12 protein-coding genes are annotated in these 16,567 nt (G+C 72.1%); 4 read left to right on the forward strand and 8 right to left on the reverse strand.

The features are described 5' to 3' along the window. Positions 1 to 5: 5 nt before the first annotated feature. From ABZ928_RS02460 to ABZ928_RS02480, 5 genes are all read right to left on the reverse strand, one after another. Positions 6 to 572 (reverse strand): ATP-binding protein, encoded by a 567-nt coding sequence (locus tag ABZ928_RS02460; RefSeq protein ID WP_361514593.1) that lies wholly within the window; start codon positions 570 to 572, stop codon positions 6 to 8. Positions 573 to 721: 149 nt separating this feature from the next. After that, positions 722 to 1,678 (reverse strand): MEDS domain-containing protein, encoded by a 957-nt coding sequence (locus tag ABZ928_RS02465; RefSeq protein WP_361514594.1) that lies wholly within the window; start codon positions 1,676 to 1,678, stop codon positions 722 to 724. A 15-nt stretch (positions 1,679 to 1,693) separates the two neighbouring features. Beyond that, on the reverse strand, positions 1,694 to 4,237 hold the full coding sequence (locus tag ABZ928_RS02470; RefSeq protein WP_361514595.1) for a LuxR C-terminal-related transcriptional regulator: 2,544 nt from the start codon (positions 4,235 to 4,237) through the stop codon (positions 1,694 to 1,696). A 199-nt stretch (positions 4,238 to 4,436) separates the two neighbouring features. After that, entirely contained in the window at positions 4,437 to 5,207 is a 771-nt protein-coding gene (locus tag ABZ928_RS02475; protein ID WP_361514596.1) for an SDR family NAD(P)-dependent oxidoreductase, read from the reverse strand. 190 nt (positions 5,208 to 5,397) lie between these two features. Continuing rightward, entirely contained in the window at positions 5,398 to 6,759 is a 1,362-nt protein-coding gene (locus tag ABZ928_RS02480; protein ID WP_361514597.1) for a DUF3500 domain-containing protein, read from the reverse strand. Between the two features lie 466 nt (positions 6,760 to 7,225). Here ABZ928_RS02480 and rsgA point away from each other — a divergent pair, with 466 nt between their 5' ends. From rsgA to ABZ928_RS02495, 3 genes are all read left to right on the forward strand, one after another. Beyond that, entirely contained in the window at positions 7,226 to 8,341 is a 1,116-nt protein-coding gene (gene rsgA / locus ABZ928_RS02485) for a ribosome small subunit-dependent GTPase A (RefSeq protein ID WP_361514598.1), read from the forward strand. Between the two features lie 146 nt (positions 8,342 to 8,487). Next, positions 8,488 to 9,846, forward strand: a complete 1,359-nt coding sequence (locus tag ABZ928_RS02490; RefSeq protein ID WP_361514599.1) for an AlkA N-terminal domain-containing protein — start codon at positions 8,488 to 8,490, stop codon at positions 9,844 to 9,846. Further along, a complete protein-coding gene (locus tag ABZ928_RS02495; protein ID WP_361514600.1) occupies positions 9,843 to 10,364 on the forward strand; it encodes a methylated-DNA--[protein]-cysteine S-methyltransferase in 522 nt (173 codons plus the stop codon). Before ABZ928_RS02490 ends, ABZ928_RS02495 begins: the two co-directional genes overlap by 4 nt. On the opposite strand, the gene ABZ928_RS02500 is transcribed toward ABZ928_RS02495, so the two are convergent. The 3 genes from ABZ928_RS02500 to ABZ928_RS02510 form a co-directional block, all read right to left on the reverse strand. After that, the gene (locus tag ABZ928_RS02500) at positions 10,361 to 10,729 is read right to left on the reverse strand and encodes a PPOX class F420-dependent oxidoreductase (protein WP_361514601.1); all 369 of its coding nucleotides are present in this window, start codon (positions 10,727 to 10,729) and stop codon (positions 10,361 to 10,363) included. The genes ABZ928_RS02495 and ABZ928_RS02500 overlap by 4 nt on opposite strands. A gap of 72 nt (positions 10,730 to 10,801) precedes the next feature. Further along, complete coding sequence (locus ABZ928_RS02505; RefSeq protein ID WP_361514602.1) at positions 10,802 to 11,284, reverse strand: DUF456 domain-containing protein; 483 nt, start codon at positions 11,282 to 11,284, stop codon at positions 10,802 to 10,804. 118 nt (positions 11,285 to 11,402) lie between these two features. Then, a complete protein-coding gene (locus ABZ928_RS02510) occupies positions 11,403 to 12,395 on the reverse strand; it encodes a helix-turn-helix transcriptional regulator (RefSeq protein ID WP_361514603.1) in 993 nt (330 codons plus the stop codon). A 177-nt stretch (positions 12,396 to 12,572) separates the two neighbouring features. Between ABZ928_RS02510 and ABZ928_RS02515 the strand changes: the two genes are divergently transcribed. Then, on the forward strand, positions 12,573 to 16,331 hold the full coding sequence (locus ABZ928_RS02515; RefSeq protein ID WP_361514604.1) for a S8 family serine peptidase: 3,759 nt from the start codon (positions 12,573 to 12,575) through the stop codon (positions 16,329 to 16,331). Positions 16,332 to 16,567: the final 236 nt, after the last annotated feature.

The following is a 16,567-nucleotide window of genomic DNA, read 5'->3' on the forward strand; positions in this document are numbered from 1 at the left end:
GCCGTTCAGCGCGTCTGGCCGGGGGCGGCCGGGGTCAGGTGCAGCACCGTCGGTACCGTGGCCCGGTCGGTGAGCCGCCACTCGAGTGCCGGGGTGGTGACGGCACGGTGGGAGTCGCCGTCCTCAGGCATCTCGACCTTCAGCTCGAACCACACCTCCTTGCCGACCCCTCCCTCGACGCGCCCGCTGCCCCACCGGTCGGCGAGCGCGTCGACCAGCAGCAGGCCGCGGCCGCCCTCCGCGTCGGTGTCGGGCGCGTCCACGCCCCGGTTGGGGCCGTCGGGGCCGTCGGGCGGGAGGTCCGGGCTCTCGTCCGCCACCGCGCAGCGCAGCAGGCCGGCGTGCGGGTCCAGGGAGAGGGTGAGGCGGTAGCGGCCGGGGGCGTGCCGGACCGCGTTGGTGGCGAGTTCGCTGACCAGGAGTTCGACGGTGTCGGCGGGGTCCTGGAGGCCGTACTCCGTCAGCCAGGTGCGGACGACGGCTCTGGCCCGGCGGACCGAGGATCCTCCCGGGCCCAGAATCGTCGTACAACCGCCGCCCACCGGATGGCCGCGCGGATGGTCGTTCGGCATCGTCGTTTCCCCTCGACCCTTCGGCTCGCGTCCACCATGCGCCGGGCGGGCCGTGCGGGTCGCGGGGGAAACTACGTGTATCCGCGCGCGGGTGCGTCAAGCGCACGCCATGCGCGTTGTCGTTGTCGTTGTCGTTGTCGTTGTCGCTGTCAGCCGGTGGCCGTGAGGGCTGTCTCCATGCGGATCGTCCAGCCGCCCTCGGCCGCGTCCTCGGACCTCAGGTCCACGAACTCGCAGATCTGGCGGGTGCGCCACAGTCCGTCCTCCGGGCGTGGCTCGGGGCCGGGCGGCCGGAAGCCGAGGAACGGGTCGGTGATGCGGCCGCGCGGGGCGCGTACTTCGCAGAGGATGCGCTCGCGGACCGACCACAGCAGCAGGTGCGCGCTGTCGAGGCCCTGGGCGGCGGCATAGCCGGTGGCGCCGGAGACGGCCTCGCCGAAGCGGTCCGCCGGTTCCGGTGCCATGCCCAGGGACCTGGCCTGCTGGGTGGCGAAACGGTGGGCGGCGGTCATGTCCCCGGCGAGGCCGAGCGCGAGCGCCTCCGGTGGCGGGGCGGGGAGCGGGGAGAGGTCCTGGGTCACGTAGACGGCGGGGTCCGTGAACTCGGGGCCGGTGTGCACGCCGTGCCGGTCCAGTTCCGTGGGGTGGGTGCGGCGGGCGGCGTCGATGACGGCCGGGGGCGCGGTCCGGGTGTCGTACAGGCACATCGCGGTGATCGGGTACGGGGCGAACAGGTCGGTGACCAGGGCCTCGTAGCGGGTCCATTCGGCGGTCTGGCGTGCGGAGCGGCCGTCCCAGACCGGCTCGCCCGCCATGTGGATCCGGCCGGTGGGACCCGCGTGCCCGGCGTAGTAGTCGAGGGCGACGGCCAGTCCGTTCGCCGGGGTGCCGCTGTACCACCGGGTGGACTCGCGGAGGTCCACGCGGCGGGCGTCGGAGCCGAGCGCGTCCCGCAGCAGGACGAGCTTGCGGGCGGGGACGACGGCCAGCGGATCCGGTTCGTCCTCGGCGGCGATGCCCTCCCTGAGGAACGGCACCAGGACCGCCAGGAACTCCTCGTCACCGGAGTGGATGCCGACGTGGTGCCCTGCGGGTGTGCGGGTCATGTGTCTGTCCTCCTGTCATGTGTCTGCCTCCTGCGTGCGCCGACCGTTGTCCACGTCATGGCGCCCGACGGCCCACAGGGCGACCTGACTGCGCGAGGTCAGCCCCAACTTGCTGAGGATGCGCTCCACATGGCCCTCGGCGGTGCGCCGGGCGACGACCAGCCGGTCGGCGATCTGCTGGTTGGTCAGCCCCTGGGCGATGAGTCCGGCGACCTCGGCCTCACGCCGGGTGAGACGGCCGTCCAGACCGGGGTGGCGCGGGGCGGTCCGCTTGCCCAGCGCGTAGTCCGCGGCCTGGTCGAAGGAGAGCTCCAGGCCTTCGCGGTGGGCGTTCTCGAACCCGCTCTCGCCCAGCAGCCGGCGGGCCCGCTCCTCGGCGGCGCGGCGTACCGGGCCGTGCGACTCGTTGCGGGTGGTGGTGGAGCGGGTGTGCCGCCAGATCCGGTCGGCCGCGCCCAGCAGTACGGCGGCGGGCCGGCCCTCGCCGTCCCCGGCATGGACGGCGGCGAGCAGCTCCAGCGTCATCGCGATCCCGAGTACGTCGCCCACGACCCGCTTGAGCCGCAGGCACTCCCGGGCATGGGTCCTGGCCCGCGCCCGGTCGCCCTTGGACCACTCGGCGAAGGCGAGCATGCGCAGCAGATACGAGTGGACCCACTGCTCGCCCGCGGCCAGACAGGTCTGCCGGAACTCCTCGCACAGCGCCGTCGCCCGGTCGTACTCGCCCTGGATGGTCAGGACGAAGGCCAGCTCGACGTGTTTGAAGCCGACCAGGCCCATCAGCTCGTCCTCCCGCGGCGGCCGGGACAGCGCCTCCTCGTACACCTCCCGCGCCCGCCCGAAGTCACCCCGGATCAGGGCGGATCCGCCCCGGGTGAGGAAGGTGTGCGCGGCCTCGGTGTCGTCCGCCAGGCGCAGGCTCAGCTCGTACGACTCCTCGGCGAGGGGCTCGGCCCGGGCGGGGTCGGCCTGCACCAGCAGCATCAGGGCCAGCGCCCAGAGGCCCCGGGCCCGGGCGCGGGTCGGCTCGGGAGCGGCGGCGAGGAGCCGCTCGTACCAGTAACGGCCCTCCACCCAGGTGCCGCAGGCGAACCAGAAGAACCACAGATGCCCGGCCAGCCGCAGCCCCGTCCGCGCCTCGCCCGGTGTGACCAGACAGAACTCCAGCGCCGAGCGGACGGTGTCCAGCTCGGCGTGCAGCCGCCGCACCAGCTCCGGCTGGTCGGGGCCGAACCAGCGCCGCTCGCACTCCTCGGCGAACCGCAGACACCAGTCCCGGACGCGGTACCGGGCCGCCTCCTCCGCCCCGTCGCCCGTCTCGCGCAGCCGGTCGAGGCCGTACTGCCGGATCGACTCCAGCATCCGGTACCGGGCGTGCACCGCGTCGCCGTCCCGCACCAGCAGCGACTTGTCCACCAGCCCGGTGAGAGCGTCCACCAACTCGTCGCGGTCCAGGCCGGGCCCCGCGCAGACCTCTTCCACGGCGTCCACGTCGAAGCTCCCCGGGAAGACCGAGGCGCGCGCCCACAGGGTCTGCTCCTGCGGGGTGCACAGGTCATGGCTCCAGTCGACGGCGGCGCGCAGGGTGCGGTGACGGGGCAGCGCCTGGTCGTGGCCGGGGGTGTCCCCGGCGGGGTCGCGGGGGTGTTGCCCGGCCCGGTTCTCGGCGTGTTCCTCGGCCCGGTCCTCGGCCGGATCCCCGGCACGGTCATCGCCATGGTCATCGGCCCGGTCATCGGCTCGGCTCTCGGCGAGCAGCCGGTAGCGCCGGTCGAGGCGTTCCAGCAGCTGCCGTACGCCCAGCACCCGCAGCCGCGCGGCCGCCAGCTCGATGGCGAGGGGCAGCCCGTCGAGCCGGCGGCACAGCGCGGCCACCGCGTCCTGGTTGTCCGCCGTGAGCGCGAACCCCGGCAGCACGGCCGCGGCCCGGTCGGCGAACAGGGCGAGCGCCGGATACTCCAGAGCGGCGTTCGCCGGGAGTCGCTCTCCCGGCGAGGGAGTCGCCAGCGGCTGCACCTCCAGAACGTGCTCACCGTCCAGGGCCAGCCGATGCCGGCTGGTGGCCAGCACGCGCACGCGTGCGCTCTCTTCGAGGAGGGTCGCGACGAGTTCCGCGCAGGCGTCGGCGAGATGTTCGCAGTTGTCCAGTACGAGGAGCAGCTCGCGGTCCCTGACATGGTCGACCAGCGTTTGGAGAGGCGAACACCCCGACGCGTCAAGGATGTTCAGCGCCTCGATCACCGCCAGCGGCACCAGTGACGCGTCCCGCACCCCGACCAGCTGCACGACATGCGCCCCGTCACCGAACGCCCGCGCCAGTCCCGGTACGGCGTGCAGCGCCAGCCGCGTCTTGCCGACCCCGCCGATCCCGGTCAGCGTCACCAGCCGGTGCCCGGCCAACAGCCGCTTGACCTCGGCGACTTCCTGCCGCCGGCCTACGAGACCCGGTGCTCTCAGCGGCGGTTCGGCGTATCCCCGCGTCGCGGATGCTTGCAGAATCGGAACCCGCCTCCGAACGTCGTGCACCGTGCCCGCCATGGCTCCGCAGTGGGCGGACACGCGGACACTCCGAGAACACTAGGGGCGGGGCGGGACGAAGGCGTCTGTAGTGCGACATTGCCAACTGAAGGCGCATTCCTGACCGGGCGTGATCATGGGCTGTCGCGCGGCGAACAGTGCTGATGCGGGAAGTGATATCCGTACCCGGCGGAACAACGAGTCACGGCCTGACCCGCGGCACCGGAATCGATGCGGTGGCTCACCGGGAAGCCATGGCGCGCAGGATCCGGGACGACAGCGGTACGGGCAGGGTGCGCAGCGCGCGGACCAGGGTGGCGGTGGTCCAGGGGAAGTGGGAGTTGGCCGGTTCCTTCTCCAAGGCGCGGATGACATGGCGAGCCGCGCGTTCCTGGGTGATCTGGAAGGGCTTGGGCAGTCCGTCCGCGCCGACACGGTCGGTCGCCACGAACCCGGGGTGGATCGTCGTGAACCGTATGCCCTGGGGGGCCAGTTCGACGCGCGCGGAGTCGATCAGGGTCCGTGCCGCCGCCTTGGCCGCCGAGTAGGGGCCCTGGCGCGGGATACCCATCAGCCCCGCGAGGGAGTTGGTGTGGGCGATGAGGCCGCCGTGGGTCTGCCGCTTCATCTGCTGGATCAAGGGGATCAGATAGTTGACCACCACGTCGTAGTTCAGCGCCATGATCCGTGCGACGTCGTCCGTGCCGACCTCGTCCATGGACATGTCCGGCCCCTGGCCGGCGTTGAGCAGCGCGATGTCGACGGAGCCGAACGCCGCGACGGCGGCGGCCACCGCATCGGCGGCCGCCCGCGGATCCAGGGCGTCGCCGACGATGTCCAGGCAGCCGCTCCCGGCGGCACGGACGTCCTCCGCCACGGAGGCCAGTTCGGGGGCCCGCCGTGCCACCAGCACGAGCCGGTTGCCGCCCGGGGCGAGCTTGCGGGCCACTTCGGCGCCGATGCCGGAGGAGGCGCCCACGATGAGAACCGTCCGGTCGATGACCTTCCCCATCTCGTTCAGTTTCCCTTCGTGGCGGGCCGACGGAGGAAGCGGCAGCCGGGCCGGGGTCCTTGCCCTCGGCCCGGCCGCCCTTCAAGGGCCATGATCCCCGACGGTACGGCGCCGCGAGGAGCCGTACGCCCGTGGGCTCCTCCGCGGCGACGTCCAAGGGCTCAGCGGCGGTCGTCGCGGACCGCGTCGGTCACCGGTGGTGCGGTGACGTCAGGTAGTGCCGGCGCAGCAGCTCGCGGCCGTAGTCGTTGCCGTTCGGGGTGCGGACGACGGAGTGGATGTGCCTCTGGCTGGGGCCGTCCGCGCGGGTCTTGCCGTACGCCGGGCCGAGCGGGCCGGCCGCCTGGCAGTCGACCTCGATCCAGATGACCGGGCTGTGGAGGCGCAGATAGAAGGGGTCGTCGTCGCCCGTCCCGCCGATCCAGGCGGCGTGGGTGTCGTCGAGGTGGGCGCGGATCTCGGCCATGCGCACCTTCGCCGCATCCGCCTTGGCCCGGTTCACGAACGCCTCGGCGACCGCGAGGAGCTTCCTCTGCTGCGCCGGGGTCAGCGCGCCGGCCCGGATACCGGCGTACGCCTCGACCGCGTTGTCGGCGAAGGCGCCCGCCTTCATGTCCTCGTCCGCCTTGGTGGCCGAGATGATCGCGGTCTTCCGCTGGGCCTCGGTCAGCGACTGGATGAACGCCAGACTCGCCTCCACCTCCTCCTGGCACACCGACACCGTCTCCCCGTCGATCTCCAGCGAGGTCGGTTCGGAGCCCCAGAAACAAGGGCTCATGACGACCTGGTCGCCGAGCACGAAGTAGTTGACGACCAGATGGTGGCCGTCGAACTGGAAGCCCCAGGGCTCGGTGTCCGACGGGGTGCCCATCACCGTCCAGTAGAAGAGCTCGTCGTTGAACACATCGCTCTTGCCGACCAGTTCACCGGCGGCCTTGTTCAGCCGGCGGATCCTCTCGGTCGTCTCCAGACCGTCGGCGCTGAGTGCGGCCTTCATCAGGGCGGTGCCCAGGGCGTTCTGAGTATCCGTCAGATCGGCCAGGGAGACACCCTGCCGCTTGAACTCGCCCGGGTCGAGATTGCTCCACTGACGCCACTCGGTGGAGCGGACCGTGAACTGGGTCGCCTTCTTCTGGGTGTCGGTGAGACCGGCCAGGAACGCCCGCGCGGCCGCGACGACCGGCGCGGTGTCCACGCCCTGGGAATGGATGGTGAACAGGTCGTCGACCTGCTTGCCGTCGGTGGTCAGACCGTAGAAGTCCTCGGTGATGGTCAGACCGGCGAGCGGGTTCCCGCCCGCGGCACGCGTGGCGCTGCTGCTCGGCGACGGGCTCGCGCTGTCGCTCGCCGAAGCCGAAGCCGAAGCCGAAGGGGTGGCGGTGGAGCCGTCGTCGGCGAAGGCCAGCGCACCGGCGCCCATCGAGGTGAACGCCGCCGCACCGCCGGCGAGGAACACCTTCCGCATGAAGCCACGCCTGTCTGATGCCTCCGGATGTACCTCCTCCTGCTGGGCTCCGCTCACCGTGTTCCCGACCATGTCGGCGTCGCTCATGGCACCGCACCTCGCAATTCTCGAAGCTGTGGGGGTTCTTCAGCGGTCAGGGCGTGACTGTGCTCGGCAGGGATGAGAGGCCGATGAAAAGGCGACCGCGGACCGCGAGGCGTCGAAGGCCGCTCAGCGCGTCCCGGTGGCGACGGCCCTGTCCGGGGGCTGCGAGGCCTTTCTCAGGCGCTTCTCAGCTGGTTGGGCAAACGGCAGGTAAATCCCTGGAGGGGCGAGAAAGAGGAGCGAGAAATTCGGTGGCGCGGGTCCACGGGCGTCCCTAGGCTGAGGGTCGCTTCTCGCGGTGGCCGGTAGGGCCGCCGCTGTCGCCGAGTCGAGAACGGGAGGTGTCGACCGATGGCTGTCTCTGTGATGGGCGCTGCCCGCATCCAGGAGTTCATCAAGTCCACCTCCGTGGCCACCGGCTGACCTCACTCCAACTCTTGTGCCGGGGCCGCCCTTTGAAGGGTCTCCCTTGACTTCCAGCAGTTCCGTCAGTTCCAACAGTTCCGCCAGTTCTGTTTTCACCGCGCTCGCTCCCTACGGCTGGGACGACGCATGGGCGGACGAGTTCGCCCCCTACGAGCCAGAAGGGCTCCTGCCCGGACGTGTGGTCCGGGTCGACCGCGGCCAGTGCGACGTACAGACCGCCGACGGTCTGCTGCGCGCCGACACCGCGTTCGTCACCCCGCACGACCCGCTGCGGGTCGTGTGCACCGGGGACTGGGTCGCCGTCGAGCCCGGCGGCAACCCGCGCTACGTCCGGACGTATCTGCCGCGCCGGACCGCCTTCGTCCGCTCCACCTCCTCCAAGCGGTCCGAGGGGCAGATCCTCGCCGCCAACGTCGACCACGCGATCATCGCCGTGTCGCTGGCCGTCGAACTCGACCTCGGCCGCATCGAACGGTTCCTCGCCCTGGCCTGGGAGAGCGGCGCCCAGCCGATCGTCGTCCTCACCAAGGCCGACCTCGTGCCGGACGCGGTGACACTCGCGCATCTCGTCCAGGACGTGGAGATGACGGCGCCGGGGGTGCCGGTGCTGACGGTCAGCGCGCTGGAGGGGGACGGGCTCGATGTGCTCGTCGCCGTCGTCTCCGGCGGTACGAGTGTGCTGCTCGGGCAGTCCGGAGCGGGCAAGTCGACCCTCGCGAACGCGCTGGTCGGGGAGGACGTCATGGATGTCCAGGCAGCTCGGGACGTCGACGGGAAGGGGCGTCATACGACGACCACCCGCAACCTTCTCGCCCTGCCGGGCGGGGGAGTGCTGATCGACACTCCGGGGCTCCGTGGGGTCGGGCTGTTCGATGCCGAGAGCGGCGTCGGGCAGGTGTTCTCCGAGATCTCCGAGCTGGCCGAACAGTGCCGGTTCCATGACTGTGCGCACGAGGCCGAGCCGGGGTGTGCGGTGCTTGCGGCCGTCGAGGACGGTTCGCTGGCGGAGCGGCGGCTGGAGAGCTATCGGAAGTTGATTCGGGAGAATCAGCGGATCGTGGCCAAGACCGATGCGCGGGTCCGTGCGGAGCTTCGGCGGGAGTGGAAGCGGAAGGGTGCCGAGGGGCGGGCGGCGATGGAGTTCAAGCGGGGGCGGTGACGCCGTAGGGGTGCGGGTGAATCGCGGGCCGCGGGCCGTGTGTGGCTGGTCGCGCAGTTCCCCGCGCCCCTTTCGGGGCGCTCCTGAGTGCCGTGTCTGATTTCCGCCAGCCCTGTGTTCGTTCACGTCGCACACTGGACCCTGTGATGGATGAAGACAGCAGGTACGAGGCGGTGCGGAGTCGGGACGGGCGGTTCGACGGGGAGTTCTTCTTCGCTGTCGAGACGACCGGGATCTACTGCCGGCCCAGTTGTCCCGCTGTCACGCCCAAGCGGCGGAACGTGCGGTTCTTCGCGACGGCCGCCGGTGCGCAGGGGTCGGGGTTCCGGGCCTGTCGGCGGTGTCGGCCGGATGCCGTGCCGGGGTCGGCGGAGTGGAATGTGCGGGCCGATGTGGTGGGGCGGGCGATGCGGCTGATCGGGGACGGGGTCGTCGACCGGGAGGGCGTCGCCGGGCTCGCGGAGCGGCTGGGGTACAGCGCTCGGCAGGTGCAGCGGCAGCTCACCGCGGAGCTCGGGGCCGGTCCCGTCGCCCTCGCCCGGGCGCAGCGTTCGCACACCGCGCGCGTGCTGTTGCAGACGACCGAGCTGCCGGTCACGCAGATCGCGTTCGCCGCCGGGTTCGCCAGTGTGCGGCAGTTCAACGACACGATCCGGACCGTGTACGCGTCGACCCCGAGCGAGCTGCGTGCCGCCGCGCCCGCGTCCCGTCGTACGGCCACCCCGGCGGCGGGGGTCCCGCTGCGGCTCGCCTACCGGGGCGCGTACGAGTCCGGGGCCGTCTTCGACCTCCTCGCCGACGAGGCCGTACCCGGCGTCGAGGAAGTGAGCGGCCCTCGCGGGAAGCGCACCTACCGGCGCACCCTCCGTCTCCCGTACGGCTCCGGGATCGTCGCCGTCGAGGAACCGCCCCACGGCTGGCTGGACGCCCGGCTCCACCTCACCGACCTGCGGGATCTCACCACCGCCGTGCAACGGCTTCGGCGGCTCTTCGACCTCGACGCTGACCCGTACGCCGTCGACGAGCGGCTCGGCGCGGATCCGAGGCTCGCCCCGCTGGTCGCCGCCCGGCCCGGACTGCGGTCGCCGGGGGCGGCGGACCCGGAGGAACTCGCGGTACGGGCACTCGTCGGGCCGACCGAGGCCGAACGGCTCGTGCGGCGGTACGGCAAGGCCCTCGACGCGCCCTGCGGCAACCTCACCCACCTCTTCCCCGAACCGGCGGTCCTCGCGGAGGCCGAACCCGACGGCCCCCTCGGCGCGCTCACCGCCGCCCTCGCCGACGGCGCCGTACGCCTCGACCCGGGCGCCGACCGCGACGACGCGCAGTCGGCCCTGCTCGCCCTGCCCGGCCTGGACGCCCGTACCGTCGCCGTCGTCCGCACCCGCGCCCTCGGCGACCCCGACGTGGCGCCGCCCGACCTCGACATCCCCGACACCTGGCGCCCCTGGCGCTCGTACGCCGTACAACACCTGCGCGCCGCAGGGGAGTTGGAGCACCGATGACCGCCCGTACGACTGGCCCTGCGACCCTCCACTGGACGAGCGTGGACAGCCCCGTCGGCTCCCTCCTCCTCACCGCCGACCCGACCGGCGTCCTCACCTCCCTGTCCGTGCCGGGACAGAAAGGCGGCCGCACGGTCCAGGACGGCTGGCTCCACGACCCCGCCCTCTTCCGCGAGGCCGAGGAGCAGCTCGCCGCCTACTTCGCCGGCGAGCTGAAGGAGTTCCGGCTGGAGCTGCGGGCCGAGGGCACCGAGTTCCGGGAGCGGGTCTGGGCCGCCCTGGACGACGTCCCCTACGGCGCGACCACGACGTACGGGGAGATCGCCGCGAGGATCGGGGCGCCCAGGGCGGCGGTACGTGCGGTGGGCGGGGCGATCGGCGCCAACCCGCTGCTGATCGTCAGGCCGTGCCATCGGGTGATCGGGGCGGACGGGGCGCTGACGGGGTACGCGGGCGGGCTGGAACGCAAGACGGCACTGCTGAGCTTGGAGGGCTTCCTTCAGGACTCCCGCCCTTAGCCCTCCAGACCCCAGCTGTGGATCCGCCGCGGATGGATCCGGATCACCTCTTCGCTGAAGTGCGGCCCCAGCTCGTGCGGACCCACGAGCAGCTCGGCCTCGCCCCGGATGTCGACCCCGCGCACCTTCCACGGCCGGAGGCTGACGATGTCGTCGACGACGAGGGCGACCTTCGGGTTCTTCTGAAGGTTCCGCCACTTCTTGCTGCGGCCCATCTGGTACCCGCCGACCAGGACCGTCCCGTCCTCCTGGGGAAAGAAGCCGACCGGGTTCGCCTGCGGCTGCCCCTGGGGGTCGACCGTCGCCAGCCGCCCCAACCGCTGCGACCTCAGATACGCGCGCTCCGCCTCGCTGAATTCGGTCATACGGCCACCCAAACACGCCCGTCCCGCCCGCACATCGGCTCCTCGGCCTAGGGCCGCAGGCCTACGCCCCCGTCACCCCCAGATCACCGCCCCCAACCACGCCCCCGCGATCAGCAGACACGTGAACAGTTCCGCCAGCACACTGGACCCGCCCGACCGCATCACCGTCCGCAGCGCGGCCATCGCCTCCCCGTGGCGGCCCAGCCGGAGCCGCTCGTGCAGATAGACCCCGCCCATGAAACCGGGGATCGCCCCCAGCACCGGCACCAGGAAGAATCCGAGAAACGCGCCGACCCCGGCGTACACCCCCATCCGAGGGGTCGCCCCGCTCGTCCGCAGCCGTCGTGGCGGCAGGGCCCAGCGCACCACCTGGGACAGGAACAGCACGGCCGTGGCCCCCACCAGTACCCACCAGGCGACCGGCCGGGGATCCTTCAGCGCCCACCACAGAACCGCGGCCCACACGAGCCACGACCCCGGCACCCCGGGCACGAGTACTCCGCACAGGCCGAGCAGGAGGACCAGGCCGACCAGCAGGAGGTCCCACACTCCCATGCGACCAGGGTGCCGGACGGCCGGAGAAACCGCAGGTCAGGAAGGTTCACTCAGGACACTCCCGAGCCCCCGGGGGCACTGCTTCCGAGCCCCCGGGCCACCCCTCCCGAGCCCCCGGTCACAGCTCCCTGGCCACCCAGCCCCGCTCGTACGCATGCCACCCCAGCTGGAGCCGGGTCGTCACCCCGCTCAGCTCCATCAGCCGCTTCACCCGGCGCTGCACGGTCCGAAGGCCCAGGTCGAGCTGTTTCGCGACGCTCGCGTCGGTCATGCCGGCCAGGAGCAGGGACAGCACCTCCAGGTCGGTGGCGTCGGGGGCGTCCGCCGATTCCTCGGTGACGCCGGTGGCTCCGGTGCCGCCGAGGCGGAGCGGCAGGGCGTCCCGCCAGACCGACTCGAACAGGCCGGACAGCAGCTCCAGCAGGCCGCTCGCCCGTACGACCAGTGCGGCCGGTTCGGCGGTGCGTGAGGTGAGGGGGACGAGGGCCTGGGTGCGGTCGGCGACGACCAGCTTGGTCGGGACCCGGTCCACGACCCGTACCTCCTCGTCGCGGCCCAGCGCGGCGGACAGCTCGGTGATGCCGTCGGGGAGGTCCAGGACCGAGCGCTCGACCACGACCCGGTAGCGGACCCCGCGTACCGCGGCCTGCTCCTCCGCGTCGTTCTCCATGCCCGAGACGACGGCCGGATTGCCGGTGACCAGCGCGCACACCTCCTCGGTCGCCCCCAGCTGCAACTGGAGGAAACGCTGGGCGACCGCGCCCGCTCCGCTCACCACCTCGACCAGGTCGTGCACGGCGGGCTCGCCCGCCGACGCCCGGTACTCCTCGGCGAGCAGTGCCGCCGCCAGCTCGGCCTTCTCCAGCTCGTGCCGCTGCTGGGTGAGCAGCGCGCCCAGCGCCACGCCGGGCGGGGCGGCGACCCAGCGGCCGGGCCGCGCGGAGGACTGCGCGGCGAGTCCGTGCCGTTCCAGCAGCCGCAGCGCCCGCTCGGTGTCCCGTTCGCCGAGCAGCAGCCGGCGCGCCAGATCGGGCACATCGGCCGCGCCCACGGACACCAGCGCCCGGTACGCGGACTCGTGCCGCTCGTCGAGCCCCAGCACGCCCAGCATGGGCCAGCCCCCTCCCCAGTGGTGCCGTGGCGGAAATCGGCCACGGCGCAAACCCGCCTCGGCACATCATCGCCGCACCACCCGCCACTCTGCCAAGGTGGCGCCACCGCAGCATCAACCACCGTCCGCAATGCCCGACTTGGGAATCTTCGGCGTGCGCGTCTCGCGCTCGCGGGCATGCGGCGACACGGCAGGAGAGCGATCTTGGCGAGAGCGATACGCCGGACGGCCCTGGGGGCGGCGACCGCCGCCGTACTGGCCGTAACGACCGCCGCGCCCACGCACGCGGCCGAGGAACCGGGCCCGTCGAGAACACTGCCCGGCGGCCGGACCACCCCCGGCGCCGGTTCCGTCGTCACCCTCGTCACCGGCGACCGGGTCCTCGTCACCAAGGACGGGGCCGTCGCCCTGCCCGGCGAGGACGGCAGAACCCCCCTCACCCAGACCCGCCAGTCCGGCGACGACCTGTACGTCTATCCGGAGGGCGCCGTCGAGGCGCTCGCCGCGGGCCGCGTCGACGAGGAGCTCTTCAACGTCACCGGCCTGGTCCGGCAGGGCTACGACGACGCCCACAGCGACTCCATTCCGCTGATCGCGACGTACGACCGCGCGGTCACCGCCCGCAGTGTCCCGAAGACCCCGCGCGGCGCCGAACGCGACCTCGTCCTCGACTCGATCGACGGGGTCGCCCTCGACGCGGACAAGAAGAAGGCCGCCGCCTTCTGGGCCGATGTGACCAACGGGTCCGCCGCGAAGGGGTCTGTGGCGAAGGGGTCCGTCGCGAAGCTCTGGCTCGACGCCAAGGTCGAGGCAACCCTCGACCAGTCGACCAAGCAGGTCCACGCCCCGGAGGCCTGGGCCGCCGGCTACGACGGCAAGGGCACCAAGGTCGCCGTCCTCGACACCGGCGTCGACGCCGACCACCCCGACCTCAAGGGCCGCATCACCGCGGCGCAGAACTTCACCGACTCCGCCGACGCCGACGACCACCAGGGCCACGGCACCCACACCACCTCCACCGTCGGCGGCACCGGCGCGGCGAGCGGCGGCAAGAAGAAGGGCGTCGCCCCGGGCGCCGACCTCCTCAACGGCAAGGTCCTCAACGACTACGGCTACGGCGAGACCTCATGGATCATCGCCGGCATGCAGTGGGCCGTCGACCAGGGCGCCGACGTCGTCTCCATGAGCCTCGGCAACCCCGACGAGCGGGACTGCACCGACCCGATGGCCCAGGCCACCGAGGAACTGGCCCGTTCGCACACGAACACCCTCTTCGTCATCGCGGCAGGCAACTCCGGACCCGGCGACAACACGGTCTCCTCGCCCGGTTGCGCCCCCAGCGTCCTCACCGTCGGCGCCGTCGACCGCGACGACTCCACCGCCAACTTCTCCAGCCGCGGTCCGGTCTACGGCTCCCACACCCTCAAGCCCGAGATCACCGCGCCGGGCGTCGCCATCTCCGCCGCCGCGGCGGGCGGCCGCGGCGTCTACGCCTACCGGTCCATGAGCGGTACGTCGATGGCGACCCCGCATGTCGCGGGCGCGGCGGCCGTCCTCAAGCAACGTCACCCCGACTGGAGCGCCCAGCGGATCAAGGCGGCCCTGGTCTCCTCGGCCGACGCGGACATCCCTGGCGACGTCCGCGAGACCGGCGGCGGACGCCTCGACGTGAAGGCGGCGATCGACCAGACGGTCCTCGGGGCGCCCGCCGTGCAGGCCGGTTCCTTCAACTGGCCGCAGGACAGCAGCGATCGCACCACCGTCGCCGTCCCCTACACCAACACCACGGACAGAGCGGTGGAGTTGAGGCTGTCGGTGGCCGGGATCACCGGCAACGACGGCTCCGCCGTCCGCTCACCCATCGCCCGCCTCGGCGCCGGATCGGTGACCGTCCCGGCCGGGAAGACGGTCGAGGTCCCGCTCCGCGTCGACCCGACCGCCTCTCTCAAGCGCGCCCAGTACGGCGACATCACCGGCCGCGTCCTCGCCACCGCCGCCGGGGTCACGGTCTCCACGCCCTTCGCGCTGTACGTCCAGCCGGAGACGGTGACGCTGCGTGTCAAGCTCATCGACCGCCTCGGCAACCCGGCCACCGGCGCCTCCTCCCTCGACGTCATCGGCACCGACGACGCGAGCGGCGAGCGCCGCTTCAACGACGGCGCCACCGACCAGACGTACGAGATCCGCCCCGGCAGCTACTTCCTCTCCAGCTTCATCACCACCCCCGAGACCGAGGGCACCCTGCTCAACTCCCTCTCCTACCTGGCCCGTCCACAGCTGGAGATCCGCGGCGACACCACCGTCGTCCTGGACGCCCGCAAGGCCCACCGGCTGAGCGTGAAGACGGACCGGCCCACCGAACTCCGCGGCGCCACCCTCGGTTTCGCCCGCTCGTGGGACGACACCTGGCTGCACGCCGGCACCGCGGCCGGCGGCAGATCGCTGCGCGGCTACTACGCCTCCGTGACCGGCAAGGCCACCGACGGCACCTTCGAGTTCGACAGCTTCTGGCGCGCGGCGGCCCCGCAGATCACCGAACTCGCCGCGGTGGGCGGCCAGAAGCTCCACCCCGTCACCGCGTCCACCAGCTCGGCCAATCTGGACGGCAAGGGACAGGCGCGGCTCTACGACGCCAAGTCCGGTACGGAGGAGGAACTTTCGGGAGCCAAGGGCAAGATCGCGCTGGTGAAACTGGACGACAGCGGAAGCGCCTACGAGGTCGCGACACGGGCGAAGACGGCCGGGGCCGTCGCGGTGATCGGCTACCGCGAGGCACCGGGCCGCTGGTACCCGTCGGCCGGATTCACCGGCGGCACGCTCCCGGTCCTCGGCATCCCGACGGACGAGGCGAAGGCACTGCTGGCGGCCGGTGACGTGACCCTGCGCTGGACGGCCACGGCCAAGAGCCCCTACGTCTACAACCTCGCCCACCCGGAGACGGGCCCGGTCCAGGACGACCGCACCTACCGAGTCCGGGACCGAGAACTGGCGGCGACGACAGCGACGTACGACTCGATGGCCGGCACCGCCACCGACCACATCGACCTCCAGTCGATGACCCGCCCGAGCGGACTGACCGGCTACTTCGGCGAGATCGAGACGGTCCCGGCACCCTTCGAGCGCACCGAGTTCCACACCCCCGGCACCACCGGCTGGGAGCACGAGGTGTCCAGCAGCTTCCCCTGGGGCGAGTTCATGATCGACCCCGTGCGGACGTACGAGAAGGGGGAGCGGCGGACGGAGGAGTGGTACGGCGGTGTCCTGGCGCCGACGACCCCGCTCGACGCGAACGGCGACCAGGCCCTCGCCGCCGAACGCCAGGGCGACCTCATCGGCGTGGCACCCGCCTTCTGGGGAGACGGCCAACACCAGGGCGTCCAGGGGAGTTTCGGCGACATCGGCAACATGGTGCTGAAGCGGGACGGCGAGGTCATCGGCGACAGCCCCTACCCGTTCGGGGTGTTCACGGTCCCGTCGGCCGAGTCGTCGTACGAACTCACCCTCAACACGGCCAAGTTCGGCGCCCCGGCCCGGGCCTGGCAGCGCTCGACGGTCACCTTGACGACCTGGTCCTTCCGCTCCGCGCGGGACGAGAACGCGTACTCCCAGGGCATCCCCCTGCTCTTCCCGCACTACGGCCTCCCGGAGGACGGCCTCAAGACCCTCCCCGCCGAGAACGACCAGCGGATCACCCTCACGGCGACCGGCCACGCGGGCTACCGGCCCGGCACGCTGACCTCGGTGAAGCTGGCCTACTCGTACGACGACGGGGAGACGTGGACGCAGGCGCGGATGGCCGTGGGGTCGGGAGTCTGGACCGCCTCGGTCGACCACAGCGGAGCGACAGGTAAGCAGGTCACACTCAGGGCGGAGATGACCGATGCCAACGGCAACTCGGTCAGCCAGATCGTGTCCCGGGCCTACGACGTGCGCTAGCGCGTAGGGGATCGACGGCCCCGGACACCCCGGGTGCCGCCGGGCGGTTCTCCCGTGGGGGGTGGAACTGCCCGGCGGCACTTTTCGCACGACTGTTCCCCGACTCACCCGCTATGCGGCGAGCCGCCGCTTTTTCCGGATGCCCCGTTTTCATCCGGCCCGTGCGGTGGACAATTAGGGGCATGAGCCAGCAGGGGGGAAGGCCCACCGGTCACGAGGACGACTGGTGGGGTCAG

It is taken from the genome of Streptomyces sp. NPDC046909 (assembly GCF_040644695.1).
In the GTDB taxonomy this organism is placed as follows: domain Bacteria; phylum Actinomycetota; class Actinomycetes; order Streptomycetales; family Streptomycetaceae; genus Streptomyces.

What these genes read in the sequence shown, in the direction of transcription:
- ABZ928_RS02490 (WP_361514599.1), top strand. Translation starts at nt 8,488, where the DNA reads ATGGATGAAGACAGCAGGTACGAGGCGGTGCGGAGTCGGGACGGGCGG.
- ABZ928_RS02475 (WP_361514596.1), bottom strand. Translation starts at nt 5,207, where the DNA reads ATGGGGAAGGTCATCGACCGGACGGTTCTCATCGTGGGCGCCTCCTCC.
- ABZ928_RS02495 (WP_361514600.1), top strand. Translation starts at nt 9,843, where the DNA reads ATGACCGCCCGTACGACTGGCCCTGCGACCCTCCACTGGACGAGCGTG.
- ABZ928_RS02505 (WP_361514602.1), bottom strand. Translation starts at nt 11,284, where the DNA reads ATGGGAGTGTGGGACCTCCTGCTGGTCGGCCTGGTCCTCCTGCTCGGC.
- ABZ928_RS02460 (WP_361514593.1), bottom strand. Translation starts at nt 572, where the DNA reads ATGCCGAACGACCATCCGCGCGGCCATCCGGTGGGCGGCGGTTGTACG.
- ABZ928_RS02515 (WP_361514604.1), top strand. Translation starts at nt 12,573, where the DNA reads ATGCGGCGACACGGCAGGAGAGCGATCTTGGCGAGAGCGATACGCCGG.
- ABZ928_RS02500 (WP_361514601.1), bottom strand. Translation starts at nt 10,729, where the DNA reads ATGACCGAATTCAGCGAGGCGGAGCGCGCGTATCTGAGGTCGCAGCGG.
- ABZ928_RS02465 (WP_361514594.1), bottom strand. Translation starts at nt 1,678, where the DNA reads ATGACCCGCACACCCGCAGGGCACCACGTCGGCATCCACTCCGGTGAC.
- ABZ928_RS02510 (WP_361514603.1), bottom strand. Translation starts at nt 12,395, where the DNA reads ATGCTGGGCGTGCTGGGGCTCGACGAGCGGCACGAGTCCGCGTACCGG.
- ABZ928_RS02480 (WP_361514597.1), bottom strand. Translation starts at nt 6,759, where the DNA reads ATGAGCGACGCCGACATGGTCGGGAACACGGTGAGCGGAGCCCAGCAG.